General features: G+C 40.0%; 14 protein-coding genes. 12 read left to right on the top strand and 2 right to left on the bottom strand.

The annotated features are described in order from the left end of the window. The coding region (locus KO511_RS22205; protein ID WP_252724228.1) for a hypothetical protein at positions 1-413 on the top strand (413 nt) is incomplete at its 5' end. 102 nt (positions 414-515) lie between these two features. Here KO511_RS22205 and KO511_RS03210 read toward each other — a convergent pair. Then, positions 516-710 carry a hypothetical protein gene (locus KO511_RS03210; protein WP_215986036.1) on the bottom strand — a complete coding sequence of 65 codons (195 nt, stop codon included), beginning with the start codon at positions 708-710 and terminating at the stop codon, positions 516-518. Between the two features lie 133 nt (positions 711-843). Here KO511_RS03210 and KO511_RS03205 point away from each other — a divergent pair, with 133 nt between their 5' ends. From KO511_RS03205 to KO511_RS03160, 10 genes are all read left to right on the top strand, one after another. Further along, on the top strand, positions 844-1,233 hold the full coding sequence (locus tag KO511_RS03205; protein WP_215986035.1) for a hypothetical protein: 390 nt from the start codon (positions 844-846) through the stop codon (positions 1,231-1,233). 79 nt (positions 1,234-1,312) lie between these two features. Next, complete coding sequence (locus KO511_RS03200; protein ID WP_215986034.1) at positions 1,313-1,972, top strand: RNA-guided endonuclease TnpB family protein; 660 nt, start codon at positions 1,313-1,315, stop codon at positions 1,970-1,972. A 439-nt stretch (positions 1,973-2,411) separates the two neighbouring features. Continuing rightward, on the top strand, positions 2,412-3,152 hold the full coding sequence (locus KO511_RS03195; protein ID WP_215986033.1) for a hypothetical protein: 741 nt from the start codon (positions 2,412-2,414) through the stop codon (positions 3,150-3,152). 31 nt (positions 3,153-3,183) lie between these two features. Next, positions 3,184-6,732 (top strand): hypothetical protein, encoded by a 3,549-nt coding sequence (locus KO511_RS03190; protein ID WP_215986032.1) that lies wholly within the window; start codon positions 3,184-3,186, stop codon positions 6,730-6,732. Between the two features lie 88 nt (positions 6,733-6,820). Then, positions 6,821-7,096: a hypothetical protein gene (locus tag KO511_RS03185; RefSeq protein ID WP_215986031.1), complete on the top strand. Its 276-nt coding sequence runs from the start codon at positions 6,821-6,823 to the stop codon at positions 7,094-7,096. 2 nt (positions 7,097-7,098) lie between these two features. After that, positions 7,099-9,723, top strand: a complete 2,625-nt coding sequence (locus tag KO511_RS03180; protein ID WP_215986030.1) for a hypothetical protein — start codon at positions 7,099-7,101, stop codon at positions 9,721-9,723. Positions 9,724-9,800: 77 nt separating this feature from the next. Further along, positions 9,801-13,427, top strand: coding sequence for a hypothetical protein (locus tag KO511_RS03175; protein ID WP_215986029.1), 3,627 nt, complete (start codon positions 9,801-9,803; stop codon positions 13,425-13,427). Between the two features lie 65 nt (positions 13,428-13,492). Further along, on the top strand, positions 13,493-13,951 hold the full coding sequence (locus KO511_RS03170) for a recombinase family protein (RefSeq protein ID WP_215986028.1): 459 nt from the start codon (positions 13,493-13,495) through the stop codon (positions 13,949-13,951). After that, complete coding sequence (locus KO511_RS03165) at positions 13,921-16,995, top strand: hypothetical protein (protein ID WP_215986027.1); 3,075 nt, start codon at positions 13,921-13,923, stop codon at positions 16,993-16,995. Before KO511_RS03170 ends, KO511_RS03165 begins: the two co-directional genes overlap by 31 nt. A gap of 49 nt (positions 16,996-17,044) precedes the next feature. Next, positions 17,045-18,079, top strand: a complete 1,035-nt coding sequence (locus tag KO511_RS03160) for a hypothetical protein (protein ID WP_215986026.1) — start codon at positions 17,045-17,047, stop codon at positions 18,077-18,079. Between the two features lie 33 nt (positions 18,080-18,112). Here the strand turns inward: KO511_RS03160 and KO511_RS03155 are convergent, their stop codons facing one another. After that, on the bottom strand, positions 18,113-18,859 hold the full coding sequence (locus KO511_RS03155) for a hypothetical protein (protein ID WP_215986025.1): 747 nt from the start codon (positions 18,857-18,859) through the stop codon (positions 18,113-18,115). A 144-nt stretch (positions 18,860-19,003) separates the two neighbouring features. Here KO511_RS03155 and KO511_RS03150 point away from each other — a divergent pair, with 144 nt between their 5' ends. Further along, a complete protein-coding gene (locus tag KO511_RS03150; protein WP_215986024.1) occupies positions 19,004-20,095 on the top strand; it encodes a hypothetical protein in 1,092 nt (363 codons plus the stop codon). Positions 20,096-20,197 lie beyond the last annotated feature (102 nt).

The following is a 20,197-nucleotide window of genomic DNA, read 5'->3' as shown; positions in this document are numbered from 1 at the left end:
ATGGCAAGCAATCTAGTTACCATTGTGTTGGTGTTAAGGTTCTTGATGGCGCTATCAAGCTACCCAAGATGAAACCAGTTAAAGCCAATATCCATCGTGAGATCATTGGAAAGGTTAAAAGCATGAGTAAAACAGGTAAGTTTTATGCGTCCATCCTTGTAGATGATGGTGTTGAAGCGCCTAGCTTGATTCACTCAATCGATAAAGTCACTGGTATTGATTTGGGGTTATCACATTTTGCTATTCAATCGAACGGTAAGAAAGAAGCTAACCTGCGGTTCGTAAGGCGTGCTCTGAGACATGGTGTTCCGATTGTTATTGAAGAGCTAGATGTTTCGAAAAAGAAACGTGCACTAGATAAATCCTTCCCGAATCAGGCAAGAATGCTGTCAACACTTGCAGCAGGCGAATAAGGCGGTAATCTCCTCCGCAGTCGCATTTACAATGTTATCCCCACTAACCTTACTGGCTAGTTCAGCGTATGCTCTCAATTCATCTTTTTTCATAATTACTACCTAGTTATTAAGTCCCAGATACGCACAATCTTGGGTTGAATAGAAAGTTTTCTTTCCTTCTATGGCTTGCATTATCATTCCAGAAGAAGACTTAACAATAGATAAATCATCATTGAAGTCACATGCCAAAAAAGGCGTAATTGTCCCTTTTTCGTGAATTAGCATGAACAAGGTTTTTGGTTCTTTGGTATGCATATCCTTGCTCTTTAGGGTGGCCGTCTTTGTGCGGCATTATAAGGACTAGTTTGTGTCAGTCAAGATCTCTTGCGAATATATACCAGTTGCATTTTTATGGTGCGGCATTATGATGACACATAAGAGGTGATAAATGGCTAGCAAAGAAAAACAACAACTTTCTGATGTTTTGACTTCAATACGTCAAAACATTGAGGACTATGCGAAAAATAGTTCGCTTAATGTAAATATCTGGTCTGAAAGTTTCCTATCAACTGAAATGATCAATCAACTGTTTCATCTAGAGCCTGTTGGTAAGATCAGGGCCACCTTTAGCGATAAAAATGAAGGCTTGTCATTTCAGTTAAGTGTGAGGGTTTTGTATGATGGGTTTGGCTTTGTTGGAGTAGAGTTGTTTTCTACTCCTGATATTATCGACGCTGGCCTTAAACGCCGTAGGGCGAAGGCTGCCTTATCTAGAGTGATATCAGCCTATGCAGCCTCAATATACACCAAGAAAGTTAAGTTAGCGCAAGCTGCATGAATTAGCTTCAGTTTTTAAGTTTGTCATACGTTTTAATTTAAGTTTAACCAATTGAATTTATTTTAAAAGAGATAATGGGGTGATTAGGAGTATAAAAATTAAACTGCTTACAGCGTCGCTTCACACAGTGAGAAAGGTAACGGGGATTGATCTAGGTCTGTCTAACTTTGCCATTGAGTCGAACGGCAGAAAGACAGCCAACCCAAGATTTGTAAAACGTGCTGAGAAAAACCTCAAACGTAAACAGCGTCAGCTATCCAGAAAAACAAAAGGCAGCGCCAATCGAGCGAAAGCTCGACTACTAGTTGCTAAATGCCATGAAAAGGTAGCGAATGCTCGCGCTGATTTTCAACACAAACTCTCTCGAACTCTCGTTGACGAAAACCAAGCGGTGATAGTTGAGACATTGAAATCAGCAAACATGATGAAAAACCGTAAATTGGCTAAACACATAGCAGATGTATCATGGCATAACTTTGTTGTTAAGTTGGAATACAAACTGAAAGAGCAAGGCAAACACCTAGTGAAGCTCGACCAGTGGTATGCAAGTTCTAAAACTTGCCACTGTTGCGGTCATAAAATGGAAGAAATGCCCTTATCGGTTCGCAAATGGGATTGTCCCTCTTGCGGAACTACAGATATTGATAGGGATCTAAATGCTGCCCTTAATATCCGTGATAAAGGCATTCTAGAATTAAAGGCGGCTGGACAGTCGTCTCTGCTTATGGAAGCTGTATAAGTCTCGATACTATCGAGCAACGGCTAACGAAATAAGAAGCATCGCCTGATAAGGCGGTGAGAAGTCACATTTGTTATATAGGTGGGATATTGCTTAAATTAAAATAAACAAAACAATGCTTAGCATCAATGAGATAATTGAGAAAAATAAAGAGAGTTCAGGCGAGCCTTACTTTTTGCTCAATAGTGCCGAGGGTAATCGTCAGCATAGAGCTATTATAACTAACATATCAAAAAGCCAGAAGTTGGTTTCTAGCCCAGACACAGTATCTAGGGATCTTATACAACAGGTAAACAACTTTCTCTGTCATTTCAATATGATGCAGAACCATTTTGACTTAAGTGAAATCAATGGTGCACATGCTCGATTTAGCCGTTACTATAATGCCGCTCATTTTATCAACTTGAGATTAGGGTCGATATCTTTTTTAAATACCCTCATGGTGGATAAGCTTCTTATTTCCAACTTCCTATCAAAGATTCAAGCTCTTCTAAGGGTTGATATTGAACATGTAACTAAAATTCAGGATCACCTTGAGGATGCTAAAAGCCTTATAGATTCCCAGATTCTGGAATTAGATTCCTTAGTGAAGAAATATGAGGCAGATTCCTTCGAGGAAAAAATAGCCGCAAACAATGTTATTAGTAGGATTGTCGGCGGTATGGGTTCACAACGGGATGACGCTAATGTGGTAAATTCTGCATTCAATCTTGCTGTGTTTGAAGAAAGGTTAAATGATCACATATCAACGCAACGACGATTTTATGAATCATTGTTGACTAAAATTGATGCGATCTCTAAAAGTTTAGTTAGCATTTCTATTAACTCCTCATCGCTTGTTGATGTGATCTCTTCAGCGATAGCTTCCAACGAAAAAACATTTGATATTTCACCAACAAATTCATTTGAAGCTGATTTAGCCACTTACGTTAGAAAAACTATAAGGTCAGAATTACCTCTACAAACTCTAAAAGAATTGGTTGACTCCCATCTTAGGTTAGTTAACGAATCAAATTTAGAAATTGAAAATATTGCAAATGACATTGATATAGAGTCCCAGAGCTACAGCAATGGTTTAATTGAGTCAATTCAGCCATTTGTGAAGAATGACCTTGTAAAGGTTTCTGCTGAGTCAATGTTAAATACTCAGAGAAAATATGAATATGATTGTGAAAATTGATAATATTTAAATAAATAACAAATAAAATAAAATGCTTAAACTTTTAAAGCGAATGTCATTATTGCTCTTGATGGGGGTTTCTCTGTCAGGGGCAGCGATTGCAGAAACCATTATATCTAAAGTCGTTGTGGACGACAGGTGTAGTTCAGCGTTTGAGTCAGATGGAGGTGTAAAGAAAGATAGCTATGTCTTATGTAAGCAAGACGTAGGGCTTAATGCTTTCTCTTTATCCATAGGCTCAGTTATTCAATCAAATGAAGCTGTTAGAGGGGTATATGATTTGTTCAGTGTCCCTCTACCTCAGTATTCAGAAATCGTAAACTTTATCAGTCGCCCAATTGGTGCAGTTGCAGCGGCGGCTGTAGATTTATGTCTTGTTATAGTCTTAATGTTCTCTGCTTACAGAGTGTACATGTTTGGCTATCGCAGCATGAAGGACTCTTCAATTGAGCAAGCAATGAGAGACCCCAATACTTATAAAGCCTTCGCTGGTTTCGGTGTTGTTGCTGCACTCGCATATAAAGTTGGAGATATCAATGTTGGGCAGCTTCTAGTAATTGGCTGCGGTCTTTTTGCAATGAAGATGACGGTTTATCTTTTCACGGCAATGATAGCTATTTTTGACTTTGGTGCTGATCATAATGCGACCATTAACGCTTATGAAGAATTCTTGCCTCAAGGCGAAACCTACGCAACTGAAATTATGAGGGGGTTGTATGGGGCGCAAGAGGGCGCATTAAGAACCAACTTTGCGAACGTTGCACCAGAAAGCGCTAGTATGGTCAAAGATGAAGCAGATATGGCTTGGTATACAAAAATCACGGCTTTATTCGGTTTCGGTTTGTATGGTAGTAAAGATCCATCTGCACAAGAGTATTTTTCGGGATTATTTGATGATACCTCAATCACTATGCAGCAATCTTCGGGGATGCTACATGGAGGAACTGGAGGATACCATTCATCTGGTCTTGAGAATAGGACTGTGACTGGTTCAAGTAGTGCAAACTTTACTGTTCAAGACAGTAGACTAAGCAACAAGGCGCGAAATGCTTTAACTAGCCCACTTTTCGAAAAAGCTCATAAGTATGAGGATCTATTCTTAAACTCAACTACCTTGAACTTGTCGTCACCATTACCTGATGTTCCGGCAGGTGTATTCACGATGATAGCTAAGGACTCCATTATGGATAGTTTGGCTGGTTTAATGATTAGTGGTTCAGGCGGTAGCGGATCTAGCGCCACGGAATTTGAAAGAATAAAATCTGCGGGTTCCAAACTTCTTGACTTGATTGTGAGGGTGAGAGCTGAGTATCCAGAAGTAACAGGTGCGGATGTAACAGCAATTGTTCAAGGGTTCGCTTACGGTACTTTAAGTGTTGAAGCCGTTCTAAATAGATCGAACATTTCTTCTCAAACATTTAATCCGTTTATAGGGGCAGCTCAATATAGATCAAATTATGCAAAAGAACCTTTCGACTTCGTGGTCGCTGAGGCTTTATCTGGTGCTAGGGAGTTAAGAAGGTACAACTGTATACAAAACTTCGATAAGAGTAGTCAGGAAATTACTTTTCTTCATAAGTTAGAGTCTAAAAATTGGGAAACTGACATCAAAGAATTAGTTAGTGGTGATGTGTTCCCGATTTGTATCCTGCCTAAAGAAGGCGATATAACAAGTTACGGAACAGTAGCGCCAGAACCAATGGTTAAAGCGGCAATTGAAGCTGCAAAGGCAATTGAAAGCGGTGCCTCTGACTCTGCAAACCTTGAGGTTATACTTCTTCAGCAGGCCGCTACAGCCAAGATTAAAGTTATCGAAAAAAGCTCAGATACTGTGAACGTTACTGAGTCTGGTGCCGCTTTGGAGCGCTCTAAGGTGCATATGAGAAACATTGCTGCGTATTTCGCAAGAGTCGCTGCGATGAGTCGTTTTGCTGCCTTAGAAGGCATTAAGACAAGCGCTGACGAAGACAAGGTTAGATTCCTGAAGCAGCTAAGACAACAAGGAGCGGTAGCTATTTCTAGTTACTTCATGCAGCTATCAAAGGAGCAGGAGAAGTACACAGAAGTTATTTACAACGCTACTCCTAAGGCGTCAGCCAAATCGAATCTTAGGGTTGGTGGCAACATGCCTAACATTACCGCACTTTGGTCTTATGATGAATCTTTAGTTCTAAAGGGCGCTAATTTCCCTGTTAATGAGTCAAACTTCAGCACCCAGTTGCACGAAGGAAGTTCTGATATCGCAGCTCAATCTCTACGTGGCGACGAAACGGGGGATGGTGAAACTGAAGTTATGGCAGAGTATGTAGGCATGATGCTGGATATGGTTATACCTGCTGACGACGTTCTTAAACACGGCTTTGGTCTTGAGGGAGAGAACTTGGTTGATGGCCTCGCTCAGTGTACCACCACGACGAACTGTGTGAACTTTAGGCAGCACCCAATAGCCACTTTATCGATATTTGGTAAAGATATGCTAATGACAGGTCTGGTTATTGTTTTAGTTGATTCTCTTGTTCAGGCTTTGAATCAAGCTATTAATGGAGGTGGCAATAAAGGTTCTGATTCCGATAATGGTATTGACGGAGGAGGTTTTTTAGCAAAACTAAAAGGTATTGGAATTAGCTTGTTTGCAAAAATCACCAAAATTGGCCCTGTAATAAAAGTTCTGGCGATCATATCTTCAGTCTTCGCGATTTTTGGTAAGGTCTTTATTGTGGCAGGGATCTTCATTGGTTATGTTATTCCAATGATGCCGTATATTGCTCAGGTGATGATGTGGCTAGGTTGGCTCGCTGAATTCTTAATTTTATTCTGCGTAATACCGCTTTTAATTGCATTTGCCTTTATTACTAAGGATGACGGAGAGGCGCTCTTTAAGCCTTCGTCAATCATCTCGATGATGGCCTCAGTTGTGCTTCGCGCACCACTGATATTTATCGCCTTTATGGTATTTTACACTCTAAGTTATGCGGGTGTTTACTTGGTAAACTCAACCCTGTTCACATTGTTTAGGATGGAGATGGAAGCTGATGGTGTGCTGATGTCTATTGTCGCTGCGTTCAGCTCAATTGTGTTCTTTGTCTTCACTGTTGGGATGTATTTCTTGATATTTAAGAGTCTTGTGAAGATGATGACAGAGATGCCTGACTATGTGTTAAGGCCAATGGGAGTGGATAGCCTGAACGTTCAGGTTACTGCTGGTCTTGAGACATTCATTGCAGCAAAAACCATGGCTGATATGGCGGGAAAAGTGACTAGCAATGCTGGTCGCATGGCAGGGAATATAGCAGGCCAAAAACTAGCTGATAAAAAAGGTGCCGAAGATAAAAGTAACGGAGGAGGTTCCGATGGTAGTCCGTCGCAACCTCAAACAGAAAGAAAAGCTGGTGACTCTAATTCGAGTGGTAAGCAATCAGATGCCCCTGATGTGGCTGACTCAGAACAGCCAAAAGAGTCTGGGAAGAATTCAGACTCTGAGAGTAGCAAAGCAGAGTCTGCCGAGACCCAAGGTAAGTCTAGCGAAAGCGGCAAAGATGATGGTTCAAAAGAAGAACCAGAGTCAGGCAAGAAAAACTAAAGGAGTTAATCTCTTAAGTTGCAAAAAAAGCAGGTCTATGATGGCCTGCTTTTTTTTACCTGTTAGTATTTATATACTTATATAAAAAATGACAAACACTTTAATTACCGCACTGACTATCTCATTCAGTTACGCGATTTTGGTATTCATTGCTTTTGCCAGTTTAAGAAAGGCTAAACAGGCACTTTCTGACGGCGGTAATGTCACCTTTAGATTAATTTATTCATTGATTTGGGTTTCAATTTCAGGTCTATTTTCTGTGGTTTTGCTTGTTAGTGCCACTTCAATCCCAGATCAATATAACGCACTTTACTACTCCTTGGAGGATATAGACAAAAAGATAGAAAATGAAAACCAGAACTAAAGATGGCTCCTAACTTTATAAAGAAATTTAAGAATGTATTTAATCCGTTATTGCTGCTATCGGTTGTTTTTTCGTTTTCGGCAGCAGCTTCGGATGTATCCAAAAATAGTGGTGAAATAACTGTGGCTCCCAAAGCTGACGTTGTTATTGAAACACTCACGTTCCTGATGCCAAATACCACGAAAAGAGCAGTGGAGATGGCGGGAAAAATGGTGATACCTGAAAATGATCTTCATATCATAGAACAATTGAAGGAAATGGCTCCAGAGTCATCTGAGTTCAAGCACTTAAAATTCGAGGGAGGTGTATATTCACCTTATTTAGACCCCGATAATCCGGCATATAAGACGACAGCAATCTACAAAATGTTTGACACTATAGAGGATGAGTCAGATTTCTCTGTCTTGCCGATAATGAAGCACTTTAATTTCGAGACGGTGTTGGGTGCATTCAACTACGTACTACTTATTGCTTCAGGGGGAATAATTGCGCTCGCAATAGGAAGAATGTCGTGGGTATCAATGACGGTAGAAGACAATTCAAAAGCTTGGAAGAAGTTAATCATTTCCACCCCAGCGATAATAATTGCTCTCATCCTTATTAGGCCAATGGACGATCTCGGTGGGGTTAGCTTAGCTCAACTACTCATGGTTTTTGCTGTTGTGGTTAGTAACTATTTCGCTGCTAACTTTGCTCTCGTTGCTTCGTCGGCTCTATTTACCCACATCATTAAGACTACAGAAAATAGTGATGAACAAAATATCACCTACACAAGGTTGGCAGATGAAGATACTAAGAAGATCATTTCTCAAGTCGTAGTTCTAGCTAACCAGAAGCTATTAGCGGAACAGTCTATCGGGAGAAAGGTCTTTTCTTTAACAGAAGGTAAATCACTAACAAATGAAAGTCTTCGTGCTGGAATTTCCAAGTTTAACGAGGATAATAAGTTAATAGGAACAGAATTCGAACTCAAGGCTACGTGTTTTGGTTCTGATTGGAGTGAAAGGTTCGCAAATGATGCTGGCTGTAAGTTCTTCCTACAGAGAACAGGGGAAGGCTACATTAGTATGCGCTCAAAACCCCAAATTTCATTCAAAGGCTCGGTAACTCAAATGAATAACTTGATCCCTGATATCGAGGTAAATGAAGCATTAAAATTCAATAGCGAAAGTTATTGGAATGAAGTCCAAAAGGTGATCCCTAAAATGGGAGCCGCCTTCGATGAAGTCTATCGTTTCCAGAAACAATCGTTTTGTGCTAACAAGGCTAGAAGAGGGGATTATCCTGATGTGACAGGGTGGTCTTATGATTCGTTTGACTCTTCTTTCGTTTGTAAATCTCGTGATAGCTCCGATGGGTTTGGAACAGTCGGTGTGTTTTACGGAGTATCGGAAACACAAGGTGCTAAAATGTTACCTACGGAACCATCCGTTGATATTCAGTCCATATACAACAATATTAATGAGTCATTGCAGACGTCAGCAAAATCTCAAAGAATAGAACAGGTCAGCTTTGCTTCGTCAGACTATAAGTTTTACCACAGAGGGTTTTTCATATCACCGATAGAGGCTGTAATGACAGCCGTTGGTTATATGTTGCGCTTTGAGAATGAGTTCTCTGAAATGAAGAGTTCTTTAGCTAGTGATTTTTCAAAACGTGTTGCACTAGACTCCATTTCTAGTATCAGTCCAGTAAGTTTGCCCTTAGACCAGATTGCCAGACAAAGTATGGGTAGTGATTTATCAGAATCTCAAGACTTGGCAACAAAAGTTAATAGCGTAGTTTACAGCGAGGACTCAAGAGGTTGGTTTAGTGTTTTGTCGAACATCGATGATCTCATTGTGCCAAAGGACGGGGATGAATCAGGATCTCTTCCTTTGGAAAATGTTCGGTTAAAAACAATAGAGCCTTACAGTTACATGCAAATGGTGTACAGTGTTCTTCTCCCTATATCTGGTGTGACACTTATTCTGGCTTCCGGTATCAAGATTTTCATTGGTCAAGGAATAGAATATAACACCAGTACCTTAATATTCATGAAAACCATGTTTACTGTAGGTGGAATTTTATTTCTAAGTGCTATTTTGGCTAAGTTAGTGGCAGGTGCATTTTTCTTGTGGACTGCAATAAGCTTGCTATTCCTATCTATAAAAAGATTTATCATTTACTTAATCGCATCGCCTCTTATGGCTATCAAGTTTCTTAAAGATCAATTTCACGAAACAGAGGAAGACGAAGACAACGTAACAGTATCACGTTATGTTTTAGGTGCGATGTTCAGGTTATCCATCGATTTATCGATGATATTTGTTGCACTCATGGCTGCATTCATCATCGGGACTATAGCCTCCAATTTGGCGGCCTATATGGTTATATTGTATGGATCAACTATCACTGAGATATCGTCAAACGGAATGGCTGACCTACTGACCACAATAATCGTAATTGTTTCTTTAAACTTTGCCTTAATGTGGGGGATGTATCGTGGTGTTAAGATGATTAATTATGTTTATGATAAAACAACAGATTTCGTCGATGACGTAACAGGGGTTAGAGCTGAGGATGTTCATCAAGAACTTCTTGGTTTCGTGAAAACCACCATACTTCCAACCTACTATTTAAAATAGTGTATAAAGGCGAGCAATAGTGCTCGCCTTATCTTTAATTGGAAATTTTGTTAAATTATAAGTAAATAAAATTTTCAATGCTTGGCATTTCTAAAAAAATCATTGCTCTGATAGCGGTAGTCGTATCCCCTATGCTTGGTGCGGCATCCCCTGCCGAGGAAACTTCCGTTGGTTGCGATGTGTATCTTAATGATCACGGTTATCCTTTACCAAAACCATTTTCGTCAACCATTTGTCCAAAGGATAAGTCGGTAGTATCTACGCTTTATCACTTCCCTGCGACTATGGAGACGGCGATAAAGCTAACTAATCTTGAGTATAAAAATGAAATATTAAATCAGGTTAAGATTAGTGGACTAAACTCAGATCTCGACTTAACTTCCAGAAAAGATGAATACCGAAACGACATTGTTAACCTAGAAGATTCAGTAATTTCAATTCAAGGTCTAGCTTTGTATTTGGTGAGTGCTCTGATGTTTCTTCAGATCTTGGTTACGTCTTTCGCAGCCTTACGATCTGGTGAGATAGGGGGAAATAGGATAGGTCTGTTTAAAACTTTCTCTCGAATTGGTGTTGGTATAGTTTTGATTGCGCCGCTACCTGTTAACTCTGAACTTATGGGTTCCCAAACGGATGTGCTTGTGATTCAAGTAATAATGGGGGTTGCGGTTTTGGCAGCTATAGGTGCTGCTAACATTGCTGTGTCTACTGTTGGGTATATGATGATGTCAGATTTACCTGACGAAAGAGAGAAAACATTCTTAGATACAGAGGGGGCACCAAATTTAGCCTCAATCCCCGTCACTAAAAGTCGCGTATTAATTGAAGATGCTATATGTGCTGCTCAAGTTTCGTTGTTGGGTGTTTATGCAGGAGCTAAAGAGAGATCAACTGGCTCTAAGTCAACTCTTTCTAGGGGGGGTAATGGTTATCAATATTCTACAATTGATGACGGATATGCATCTCTTATTGAGATATCTTCTGATGATACTGGGTTTTCTACCAGTGTTGGGTTCAATATTGATAATGATTCAGGTAAGGCAGCACCCTATGTCTGTTCTGAGAAAAGAGTTAATAAACCTGCCTTCGTTTCAGATGTAACAATGCCTGACATTGATAAGTACAACGAGACTCAAGAAAAAATCATCTCATTGATTGATTCTAAAGTTGAAGGTATCTCATTTGAGGACATGTCGAGCAAGGATAAGCTAATAGATCTTTGGAACGAAGTTAAGGTAGAAGTTGATGTTCTACTTAATGATTTAGGGAACGAATTTATTAAGGAAAAGTTCCTTATTAGTGCAGCAAACTATTTCTTTGATAACGTGATGTTTGTCGCTGAAGGTGGAAGGCTCAGTGAACAGGATTCAGAGTCTTATGATGTTTTTAATCATAGAGCTGAACTTGCTGATAGGTTCGCAAAGTTGTTGGTTTCTGACAGATGTTACACAGATAGAAAAGCATACATACGCACAAAAGATACCGTTAATTCACTCAATCGAGGAAATGTTGGTGTAAGCGATTTTAGCTTGCAGTGTGCGATAGTGGAAGGAAGGAAGTTAAAGATGCCTTTCGATGCTGACTCTTCTAGCCTCCAGTCATTTTTGAGTGGTTCATTGGAAGCTTCAAATCAAGGGCGTATTCAAATACAGGATTTGTATATTGAGATTTACGACAGCTTTGATAGATACAATTCGACGGTTGAGCTGGCGAGGCAGGCCGTGGTAAAGGGTATTACTCAAGCCATAGTTTATGCTCAGTCATTGGAGTCTAGCAAATTGACAATCAATGATATTTCGAAAGCGACAAGAGAAGAGGGTTTTGCTTCATTCAGTCATAACTTCCTAGCGTTAGCTAGAGGGCTAAACACTAAAGCTAAGCAGGTCTTAAATATAAAAATCCAAATGGATTTTAAGGCTATTGAAACATCAAGAGTCATTTATTCTGCTAGCTCAAACTTCCTGCCGCCAGTAGACAAAGAGCTGTCTAGATATTTGTCTCAGTATAAAGTCAAGGCACCAGAGTTTTTATATGTAAAAGCTAAATCTGGAGTCGGAAGTGATTTATCTGAAATCGCAGCAGCGGCTGATGCACAGATGTTTACTGAACAAGGTGGTAGTCATAGCTCAGGTGATGGATCAAGAAGTGAGACTGATTTGAATTATACGGGTGGGGCTGTTGAGAGTAAGCTTGGTGCCACACAAACACAGGCAATTGAGGACAAAGCAAAAATTTCTATCTCAGAGAAGATTCAAGCGGCCTTTAAGATTCTAAGTAGAGCAGGTGGTGATGACGGTAGTGAGGTAGCCACCATCCAGCTCACCCCAGAAAAATATCATCAGATTGTATCCTTGTGTGGAGTTGAGGATTCATTTACGAAAGCAAGAGAGTTATTTGGCGAAGCAGGGGAATTTGTATTGGCAGGGTCTTGTGAAATATACATAGGCCACCAACTGTTTTATGCTCAAAATAATGGTAAAAGACTCTTAGGTTACGGCCTAAGCGTTTTATCGATGTACTTCATGCTGAAGGCAGGAAGCGCCTTGTCAGACGCCGTAAACAATCTGCTTTCTAAGGATGCAGCAGAGGCCGCTAAAACTGATGGTAAATTAGATAGCGGAAAAGGGTCAAACAAGAATGCAGCTAGCAACAAAGCAAGTAAAGCAAATGCTGAGAGCAACAAGAAGAAAGAACTGCTCGATAAATTAGATAGTATCGGAGGAGGTAAAGTTCTGGTCTCTGCGGCAACCTTTATTGCGGCTTGGGTAGCAGCAATAATGATTATTATTGGTCTCATTATGTCAATTATCACACCGATGATTCCTGTAACAGCACACCTGTTGTCATATATTGGCTGGCTGATGTTGGTTGCTCAACTAATGGTTATATCATCACTGATTGCAATGACATTCTTCTTGTTCCTTGATCAGAATGACCCAAACACTGCACCAGAGAAATCGTTATACGGTACGTTTGTTAACATTATTATTCGTCCATTTGCGATAATAGTAGGTTTTTTGGTGGCGTTTACCTTAACCTATGTAGCTTTTATTATTATGGATTTAACCTCAATCAACATGATTGTAGGGTTGGGTTCTACTGCTGATTTCTTCTTCAACCCTTTCAAGATTATCATGAACTTGATATTGGTTGTCGTGATGTGGTTTAGCTACATATACATAATTAAGATGATATACGAGGTCAGCCTTAAAGCACCAAACAACATCATTAAAAAGATTGGTGCCGAGTCTATGGATTCTCGTGAAAACAAAGCCAACGCAATTTTGTTTGCAACCGCTGCATACTCTCAAAATAAATTAAATAACAAAGTTATGGAGGGTAGAAACTTGAAGAAGAAAGCCGCAAAAGAGGTGATTAAGAAGAACAATGAGATCTACCTACAAAATGCAGGGCAGCACTTAAGAACGACACTTAGGGGTGCATCAGATGTTGGTGTAAACGCTAAAGATAAAGCCTCTGAGCTTATTTCAAGCACCTTGAAAACAAAAGGTTTGACAGCAGATGAGGCAAGTAAAGTTGCTAAAGAAGGGACTCCAACTATGCGCAAAAATAGTATGAAAGATAGCAATGAGACTCTTGATGCTTCAAGAAAAGGAGTGGATTCACTAAATAGTGAACGCAGCAATCTCAATGCTAACCAAGACCCGACAGCTAACAACAATTTTGATGGCGAGGGTGGTTGAGAGGATCTAGAAGAGGGTAATTCGCTAGTTGATAAATAGCCTATCAAACCTGATCATTATAAGAAATGATTAAGGTTAATAAGTACCTTTCGGTAGGCGAAACAGCAGAGATGCTTGCCGTCTCTGTTCCCACTATTCGTCGTTGGCAGAAGTCTAGAAAAATTCAAGAATCACACCGTACTCTAGGCAATCACCGTCGATTTTCCATTAATTCCATCAGAGTTTTACTAGGTATAAATTTTGAGAGGAAGATTGTTGGCTATGCTCGTGTTTCGAGTCATGACCAGAAAGCCGATCTGTACACTCAAGCTGAGTTACTTATGGGTTATGGTTGTGATGAAGTAATCACCGATCTGGATAGTGGGATGAACTGCCGAAAGCGTGGCCTCATTAAGTTACTTAAGCTAATTGTGTCGGGAAAAATTGAGAAACTAATACTCACCCACCACGATAGACTGCTTTTTTTTTATGATTTTTGTAGACTTATAGAAAAATGCGAAAAAATTTTGTGGGTGCTTTTTTAGCTCTCATTGTTTTACTACAGACGCCTTTAGTTTTTGCTGATAACCGTATTAACATATCGGTTACTTGTCCCGCTGAGGTTGAAGAACTGTATAAGCCTATTTCAAGTCGAGTGTTTTTGGCAATGTTTGGCTCAGAAGGGTCGATACGCTCGTTTTATAACACCGATTTATCTGATAAGCAGAAAGATGTTATATCAAGTATGACAGTTTCTGAGAGGTCTGCATGCGCTGCACCAATGCCCGTTGAGACCGCAAATACTATCGCTAACACTCTTAGGTATCTTTACATTGTTACTGGTGTGTTGTGGCTAGTTATGTTTTCAATGTATGCCTTCGACTCATCTTACCTTTCACAAAACCGTAACACAGAACAATCAGCCTCAAAAGAGTCACCTGCAATCACCATTTTAAGATCAATTCTCGTTGTGGCAGTGACTTTGCCTTTCTTGGATTGGATTGTTTCTCCGTTTGTCGATAATGATGAGGCACTTAAAGAGAAGGGCGAGAGTAGTGTCTACGATTATTCTATATTGCATCAGTTAATGTTTATTGGGGTAGGCAAAGCTATTAGTGTTGCCGAAGATATTGATGGAAAACTTAAGCAAAGATATGTCGCTAGCAACCCAACTTATGTAATTCCAGACCCAGATTACCCACAGGATACTGGCTCAAAAGGAATAATGTCTGTTGACGAAAACAAAGTATCCGCAATTCTGGATTTTGGTCTTTGTGTTGCTTTTGAAACGAATGGTGTTGCTCCAAACTTCAATGACATTGTTGAGTCTGTGACCAAGGATGGTAATAACTACAAATTACGTTTTACCTACACAAAGGGTAAGGCGGATTGTGCTCTTGATATACAGATGAAGAAAGATTTAGAAACCTTAAAGGTTGTTGAGTCACTCAAGGGGGACAAAGAACTTGGGTTTAAAATGGACTATAAGTCTCTTGAAAGTAAGACCTTCACTAGCCTTGCAAGAACGCTTGTTGATGTTTCTGTTGGGTACGCAGAAGGGTTGCTTTCAATCGTTAGCAGCGATTCTGATAGGATCTTGATGGATGATGGTAACGCTGCAAATCAAGTTGTCAATAAAGATATTAATACACTAAGGTACTGGACTGAGGCGTGTCCATTTACTAGAGATGAAGCAAAAAGGATAACTTCGCAATTTGCTAAGCCTGCTGATAACTATAAATCTACACATGCTTCAGTTGCCGAGTTTAGAGCACTTTCAGAAAAATGTATTGCTTACCTTGTGACCGCAAAACTGGCGTACCCAAAAAGTTTTGATGGTGACTTTACAAGTGAAGTGAGTCCTGTGTTCGGGGTTAAGCAGTTAAAGTTCGATGCTGCTCCTTTACTCGACGAAGATGGCAACTATAAGTTTAGTGATATCAGAAATTCCCGCCGATTGAGTGGCAGACAATACCAAATGTGCTCATATTCAACCGCTGCTGGCAATACTAATTCGCCGGAAGATTGCTTAAAGAGTGTCTGTGGATTGGTTGACTCAAATGCTGTGGTAACTGGTTTATTTGAGTGCGCGGCGTTGGTTCATATTGAGAAAAATGCTTCATTGAATAGATATTACGATTCATTAGGTTTTGTCGCAACGCCAGCGACTCTTCTAACGAGATTAGGGCGTGGTGAGATTTCCTCGGCACCTCAGGGGGTTATTTATAGCTTTAAAGCTGAATATGCTGGTGATGTCAGTCCAGAAGTCCCTTTATATGGGTTTTATAAAGATATGACAAATGTCGATGTTTCCATGTTTTCTCCTGCGTTCAAGGGAACAGATTACGGATATGACGGCGTTACGGTTATTCAGAAGTCACCTTTTGATGAAATATTCCAATGTTTGATTAACCCATCAAGGGTAATTACAAACAAAGACTTAGTCGGTGATGAATATTTTAGGGTTTGCGAACACCCGATTAATGAGGTTCATAACTTCGGAATGTACTTGTTAAAAATGTACGCTGGTTATCTAGCTGGGGTAGGCTCGAAACATGCGCAAGGCGCTTATGATAGCTACATCGAAAAGAAAAAGAAGATCAAGGTGGCAAGTGACGGCTCTATAAAAGGTGAAAGTCCATCGACTGTTATCTATAAGCCGATTGAAGCAAATAAAAAATCAAAGAATGAAACGAAAGCTAAGCAAAACCCATGGAACAAGGCATTAAATTCTCTTTTCGGGATGTTAGCTTCAGGGAGCGCAATCTTTTTAGGAGGGAGCCTTGTATCTATGGTTGTTGAAGGTGAGGCATTAACTGTTCCCCACTTCTTAGCTCCGTTCTTGGGTAAAAATAATGACGAGAACCCTTACTGGAGTGATCCTAGAGGTTCCTTCACGACTGCATCTGTTGTTGGTGGTTTTGCAATGGGATACTTGGTTAGTGGTAACATCAAGATTAAAGATGGCGCGAAACCCTCAAAAGCTCAAGAACAAGCAATGAGTATGAGCGCCACAACTACAACAACCATAGGTATGCTAATACTTTCATTCGGCTTTATTGCTGCATTTATCATCCCTCTTGTTCCTGCGGCGATATTTTATTCGGCATTCATCTCTGTGCTAGTAAACTTGTTGGCTATGGTGTTTAGCGCAAACTTCCACGTAATTTATGCTTTCGCAAATACAGGGAGCGACGTAAGGAAGAAATTGACTATATTATTCAACAAATGGTTGTTGATGATGCTGAGATTGCCTCTGTTGGTGGTTGGATTTTACTTGACTTACTCTCTGATGGTAACGGTTTTACCAAGCTTTGCAGAGGTAACCAATAATGTGATTACCATGGCGGGGCTTAACATTAAATTGTTTGGAGTGATCGATGTTAGTGGTTTTGTAGGTATGTTGCTTTCATACTTCATGTTCTTGCTATTCTTCTTCATTGTGATGTTTGCGACTTTCGACGCAATAACTGGGCCTTTTGAGTTAACTCGTGGTCTTGTTTTCAATGATGATAGTGGTGAAGCACTTGGTAAGTCAGATTCACATTCAAAAATCGAACAAAATCTCCAACTCTTCAAGAGTCTATAAATACTTCCGCCCACTTCGGTGGGCGGTCTCTTAAACACAAATCAATAATATGAAAAAGCTTTTTCTTTTTGCGGCTGTTGCTGCTACTTCTTTTGGTGCAGTCGCTAAGTCAGACACTATTGATGTCATGGTTATAAACTCGGATAGGATGGGTCTATCGAAGGGTAAAATTGAGCAACTTGTTAAGAGGAAGGTTGAGTACAGCAACAGGTTATTTCAAAGAAGCGACCTCCTAATTAACAGAGATTTAAAGAGAATAGATTATGTTTATGCGCCCATTAATTTCGGCAATCTGTATATGGAGGCGACATCACTTTCAATATCAGCGTCAGGGCTACCTTCATTGTTTGGGGGAGTTGGGTTCAGCGACAGTAACTTAGAGAAGCAAGTTTCTGATTGGCTCAAGAAGGATAGTGAAAACTATAAGGTGATATTTATTCCTAGAGTTAAAGAGTCTCTTGAGTGTGGAATGTCATTTAGCTCAAGCGAAATGAGCTTTAGTTTAATGTATCTTTCAGAAACAGGCCAATGTGCTAGTGATTGGCTTCTTGTTCACGAATTTGGGCATCAAGATGGTTTGGTTCACGAAGGGGAAGCTGATAGTCAGGCTGGGGGTAAGTGTGGGGCTAACCAAAGCCTTATGCATTCAGGGTTCAATGGAGATAGGGAGGTTTTATTTGGAAATCCTAATGAGTGTGCTGTTCCAAAAGTTGAAGGCAAACTTACTCCATATGAGGTGTATAAATTACGATCAGATAAAAACAAGAAGGGTGTCTATAAAGTAGTAGATCAGTACAAAGCACCTGTTGCGCCGATAGTTATCTCTGAGATCTATGAAGTAAATAACATGGATGTCTTAGGGAAGTTGATAATCTACAACCCTACTAGTAAAAGCATGAAAGGTCATTTGAGATTAATAGACTTAAATACACCAGTAAGTCTCAAGAATAAATCGTTGGTGTTGCCTGAGGTGATAACAGCGAAACCTAGCGGGGTAACTTACCACGAGGTAAGGACAACACGAGAAAAACTGCTTGGTTATGGAGCCAAGATGAAAATTTCAGCCGAATTCGATTGGCATTAAAAATGGCGAGCAGATGCTCGCCTTTTCTTTTGGCTAGAAACTCATGCTAACGCCTAGGTAGAAGCCATCACTTATCATTCGACGATCTTCTTTTTCTGTGTATGGGACGCCACCAGCATCGCTACCATCCTCTGACGGTTCCGTTACTTTATGCACAGTGAATTCTTGATCTTGAATATCGCGACGGTAGCCAATTTCAGCACTAATGCTACGACTTCCTTTGTCAACAAACGTGTATCGTGCACCTAGCTCAGTAGTTGTTCCGCCACTAAAGCTTTCATTGTCTTCGTTGAAGCGTTTTTCAAAGCCTGAAAATAAAGTTAGGCCGTCAAACTGAGGTACTTTGTATGCTACGCCAACCGAAACATGAGGATCATAAGCGTTCCAATCTAGAGTTGCCTCGTCATCTTGCTTTCCGTGTCTTGCGTCATATCTCATGCTAACGCCAGCACCGTAATCAAACGATAAGTTTTCATTGTAATCGTAAACGTAGAATGCACGAATATCCGTATTTGTGTAAGCAAAAAGGTTGCTTTCTGCTTTACCTACCTGCACAAAAACGTTCGGTATATATCCGTCCTGAGTATGCAAAGTCGCTTTTAATAGATTGTTTTGAGAGCTAACGTACTGCTTACCAACAGTTTCGTGGTCTTGAAACCAGATTTTGTAATCGAGGCTTACTAGTGGGTCGTTATTTGTTTGTTTTACTTGTTCCGCTGCAAATGCGGGTGCCGACATAGCGGCGATCACAGTTAGTGATACTAGAGTGTTTTTCAGCATTTTCTTTACCATTTTTATGGGCTTGTTAGTCATTATATTGCCACAAGAGGGTGACGGCAACTCAAAAATTCATAGAAAAGATAGAGTTTGAGTCTTACTTAATCAATATCTATCCACTAAGATTTAATATAAAAAGCCACAAACATGTCAGATAAATCTAATAAAAATTTAAATGTTCAGGTTACTTTCGCTACACAGCCAAGCAAAGAATCTAATGTTTTGGATGAGGTGTCCGAACTGCTCTCTGGTATCGATGTGCCTGAGACTGAAGGTGATGAGGCATCTAGTTACCAGATACCTGAAAATGTGGTCAAGGATGATGAGATTCCTAAGGATGATGGAACCCCCCCTAAAAAACCTGAAAAAAACTCTTCCAAAAGCCAGAACGAGAAGAAGAAGGTTGAGGAAGTGAGCAAGGATAAAAATATCGATGCACCGACCTCAGAATTGACTCCAAAGACAAAGAAAGAAATTGAGGCCGCAAAAAGGCCATCAAGGTTGCAAATTGCCTTATCCGTAATGGCTGTGTGTTGGTCTATTGGCCTTGGGGGAGTCGCGCTATATTTTGCCATGAACGGGCAAGACCATGGTCAAAACGCGCAGCTTAGGCAGCAAGTAAGTGATTTATCCACCCAATATAATGATGTTCAACAAGAACTATCGGAAGCTAAGGTTAAAATCAATGAAGTCCTGATTCGCAATGGAGAGCTTACCTCTTTGCTTGCTGAAGCCACGTTAGAGGCTCAAGAAAAAGAGCAAAGCTTTGCCTCCAAGGATGCGCTTACCGAGCTTAAAGGTAGAGTTGATTCACTTGATGTTATTGCGGATGGTTTTTCTGCTGTTTTGGATCGGGTTTCAGAACTTGAGGTACAAACCGATAACAGGATCACCGAATTTTTCCAATTGGCAGAAGCTCAAATAAAACTTGGTCTAAGCAATCAGTCAAAATCTACCAATAAATGGGTTATTGGGCAGCTTGATAAACGGGGTGACCTGATGATTAAGCAAATAGGTCATGTTGTAGCGGAAGTTAAAATTGACAGTGAGAGACAGCAAAGAGAGATTATTGTTTTAAAGACTAAGCTCGAACAATTGAAAGAGTTAAGTTTTGCCGTCAAGGAGGTTCGTTCGGAAGTCAATGAATTGAAAAGATATGTGGATGCTGAGTCATTGAAGGCCATGTCATACAAAGTTGAGTCTCTTTTGAAAAAGGTTGAGTCATTGAGTGGAATTTAGCCAATTGATAAGCACAATCTATTAACTCCTAAAAAATTTTTTTCTAAAAAGGGTAGGTTATTTACTAACTTACCCTTATTTTTTGTTCTAAAAGTTTCTATT

Source organism: Vibrio hepatarius (genome assembly GCF_018860525.1).
Taxonomy (GTDB): domain Bacteria; phylum Pseudomonadota; class Gammaproteobacteria; order Enterobacterales; family Vibrionaceae; genus Vibrio; species Vibrio hepatarius_B.
The sequence above is the reverse complement of the archived record's forward strand: the minus strand, read 5'-3'. Positions and strand labels throughout refer to the sequence as shown.

Excerpts from the sequence above, each read along its gene's own strand:
- KO511_RS03210 (WP_215986036.1), bottom strand. The coding sequence starts at position 710 with ATGCATACCAAAGAACCAAAAACCTTGTTCATGCTAATTCACGAAAAA.
- KO511_RS03170 (WP_215986028.1), top strand. The coding sequence starts at position 13,493 with ATGATTAAGGTTAATAAGTACCTTTCGGTAGGCGAAACAGCAGAGATG.
- KO511_RS03150 (WP_215986024.1), top strand. The coding sequence starts at position 19,004 with ATGTCAGATAAATCTAATAAAAATTTAAATGTTCAGGTTACTTTCGCT.
- KO511_RS03180 (WP_215986030.1), top strand. The coding sequence starts at position 7,099 with ATGGCTCCTAACTTTATAAAGAAATTTAAGAATGTATTTAATCCGTTA.
- KO511_RS03175 (WP_215986029.1), top strand. The coding sequence starts at position 9,801 with ATGCTTGGCATTTCTAAAAAAATCATTGCTCTGATAGCGGTAGTCGTA.
- KO511_RS03190 (WP_215986032.1), top strand. The coding sequence starts at position 3,184 with ATGCTTAAACTTTTAAAGCGAATGTCATTATTGCTCTTGATGGGGGTT.
- KO511_RS03185 (WP_215986031.1), top strand. The coding sequence starts at position 6,821 with ATGACAAACACTTTAATTACCGCACTGACTATCTCATTCAGTTACGCG.
- KO511_RS03160 (WP_215986026.1), top strand. The coding sequence starts at position 17,045 with ATGAAAAAGCTTTTTCTTTTTGCGGCTGTTGCTGCTACTTCTTTTGGT.
- KO511_RS03205 (WP_215986035.1), top strand. The coding sequence starts at position 844 with ATGGCTAGCAAAGAAAAACAACAACTTTCTGATGTTTTGACTTCAATA.
- KO511_RS03155 (WP_215986025.1), bottom strand. The coding sequence starts at position 18,859 with ATGCTGAAAAACACTCTAGTATCACTAACTGTGATCGCCGCTATGTCG.
- KO511_RS03165 (WP_215986027.1), top strand. The coding sequence starts at position 13,921 with ATGCGAAAAAATTTTGTGGGTGCTTTTTTAGCTCTCATTGTTTTACTA.
- KO511_RS03195 (WP_215986033.1), top strand. The coding sequence starts at position 2,412 with ATGGTGGATAAGCTTCTTATTTCCAACTTCCTATCAAAGATTCAAGCT.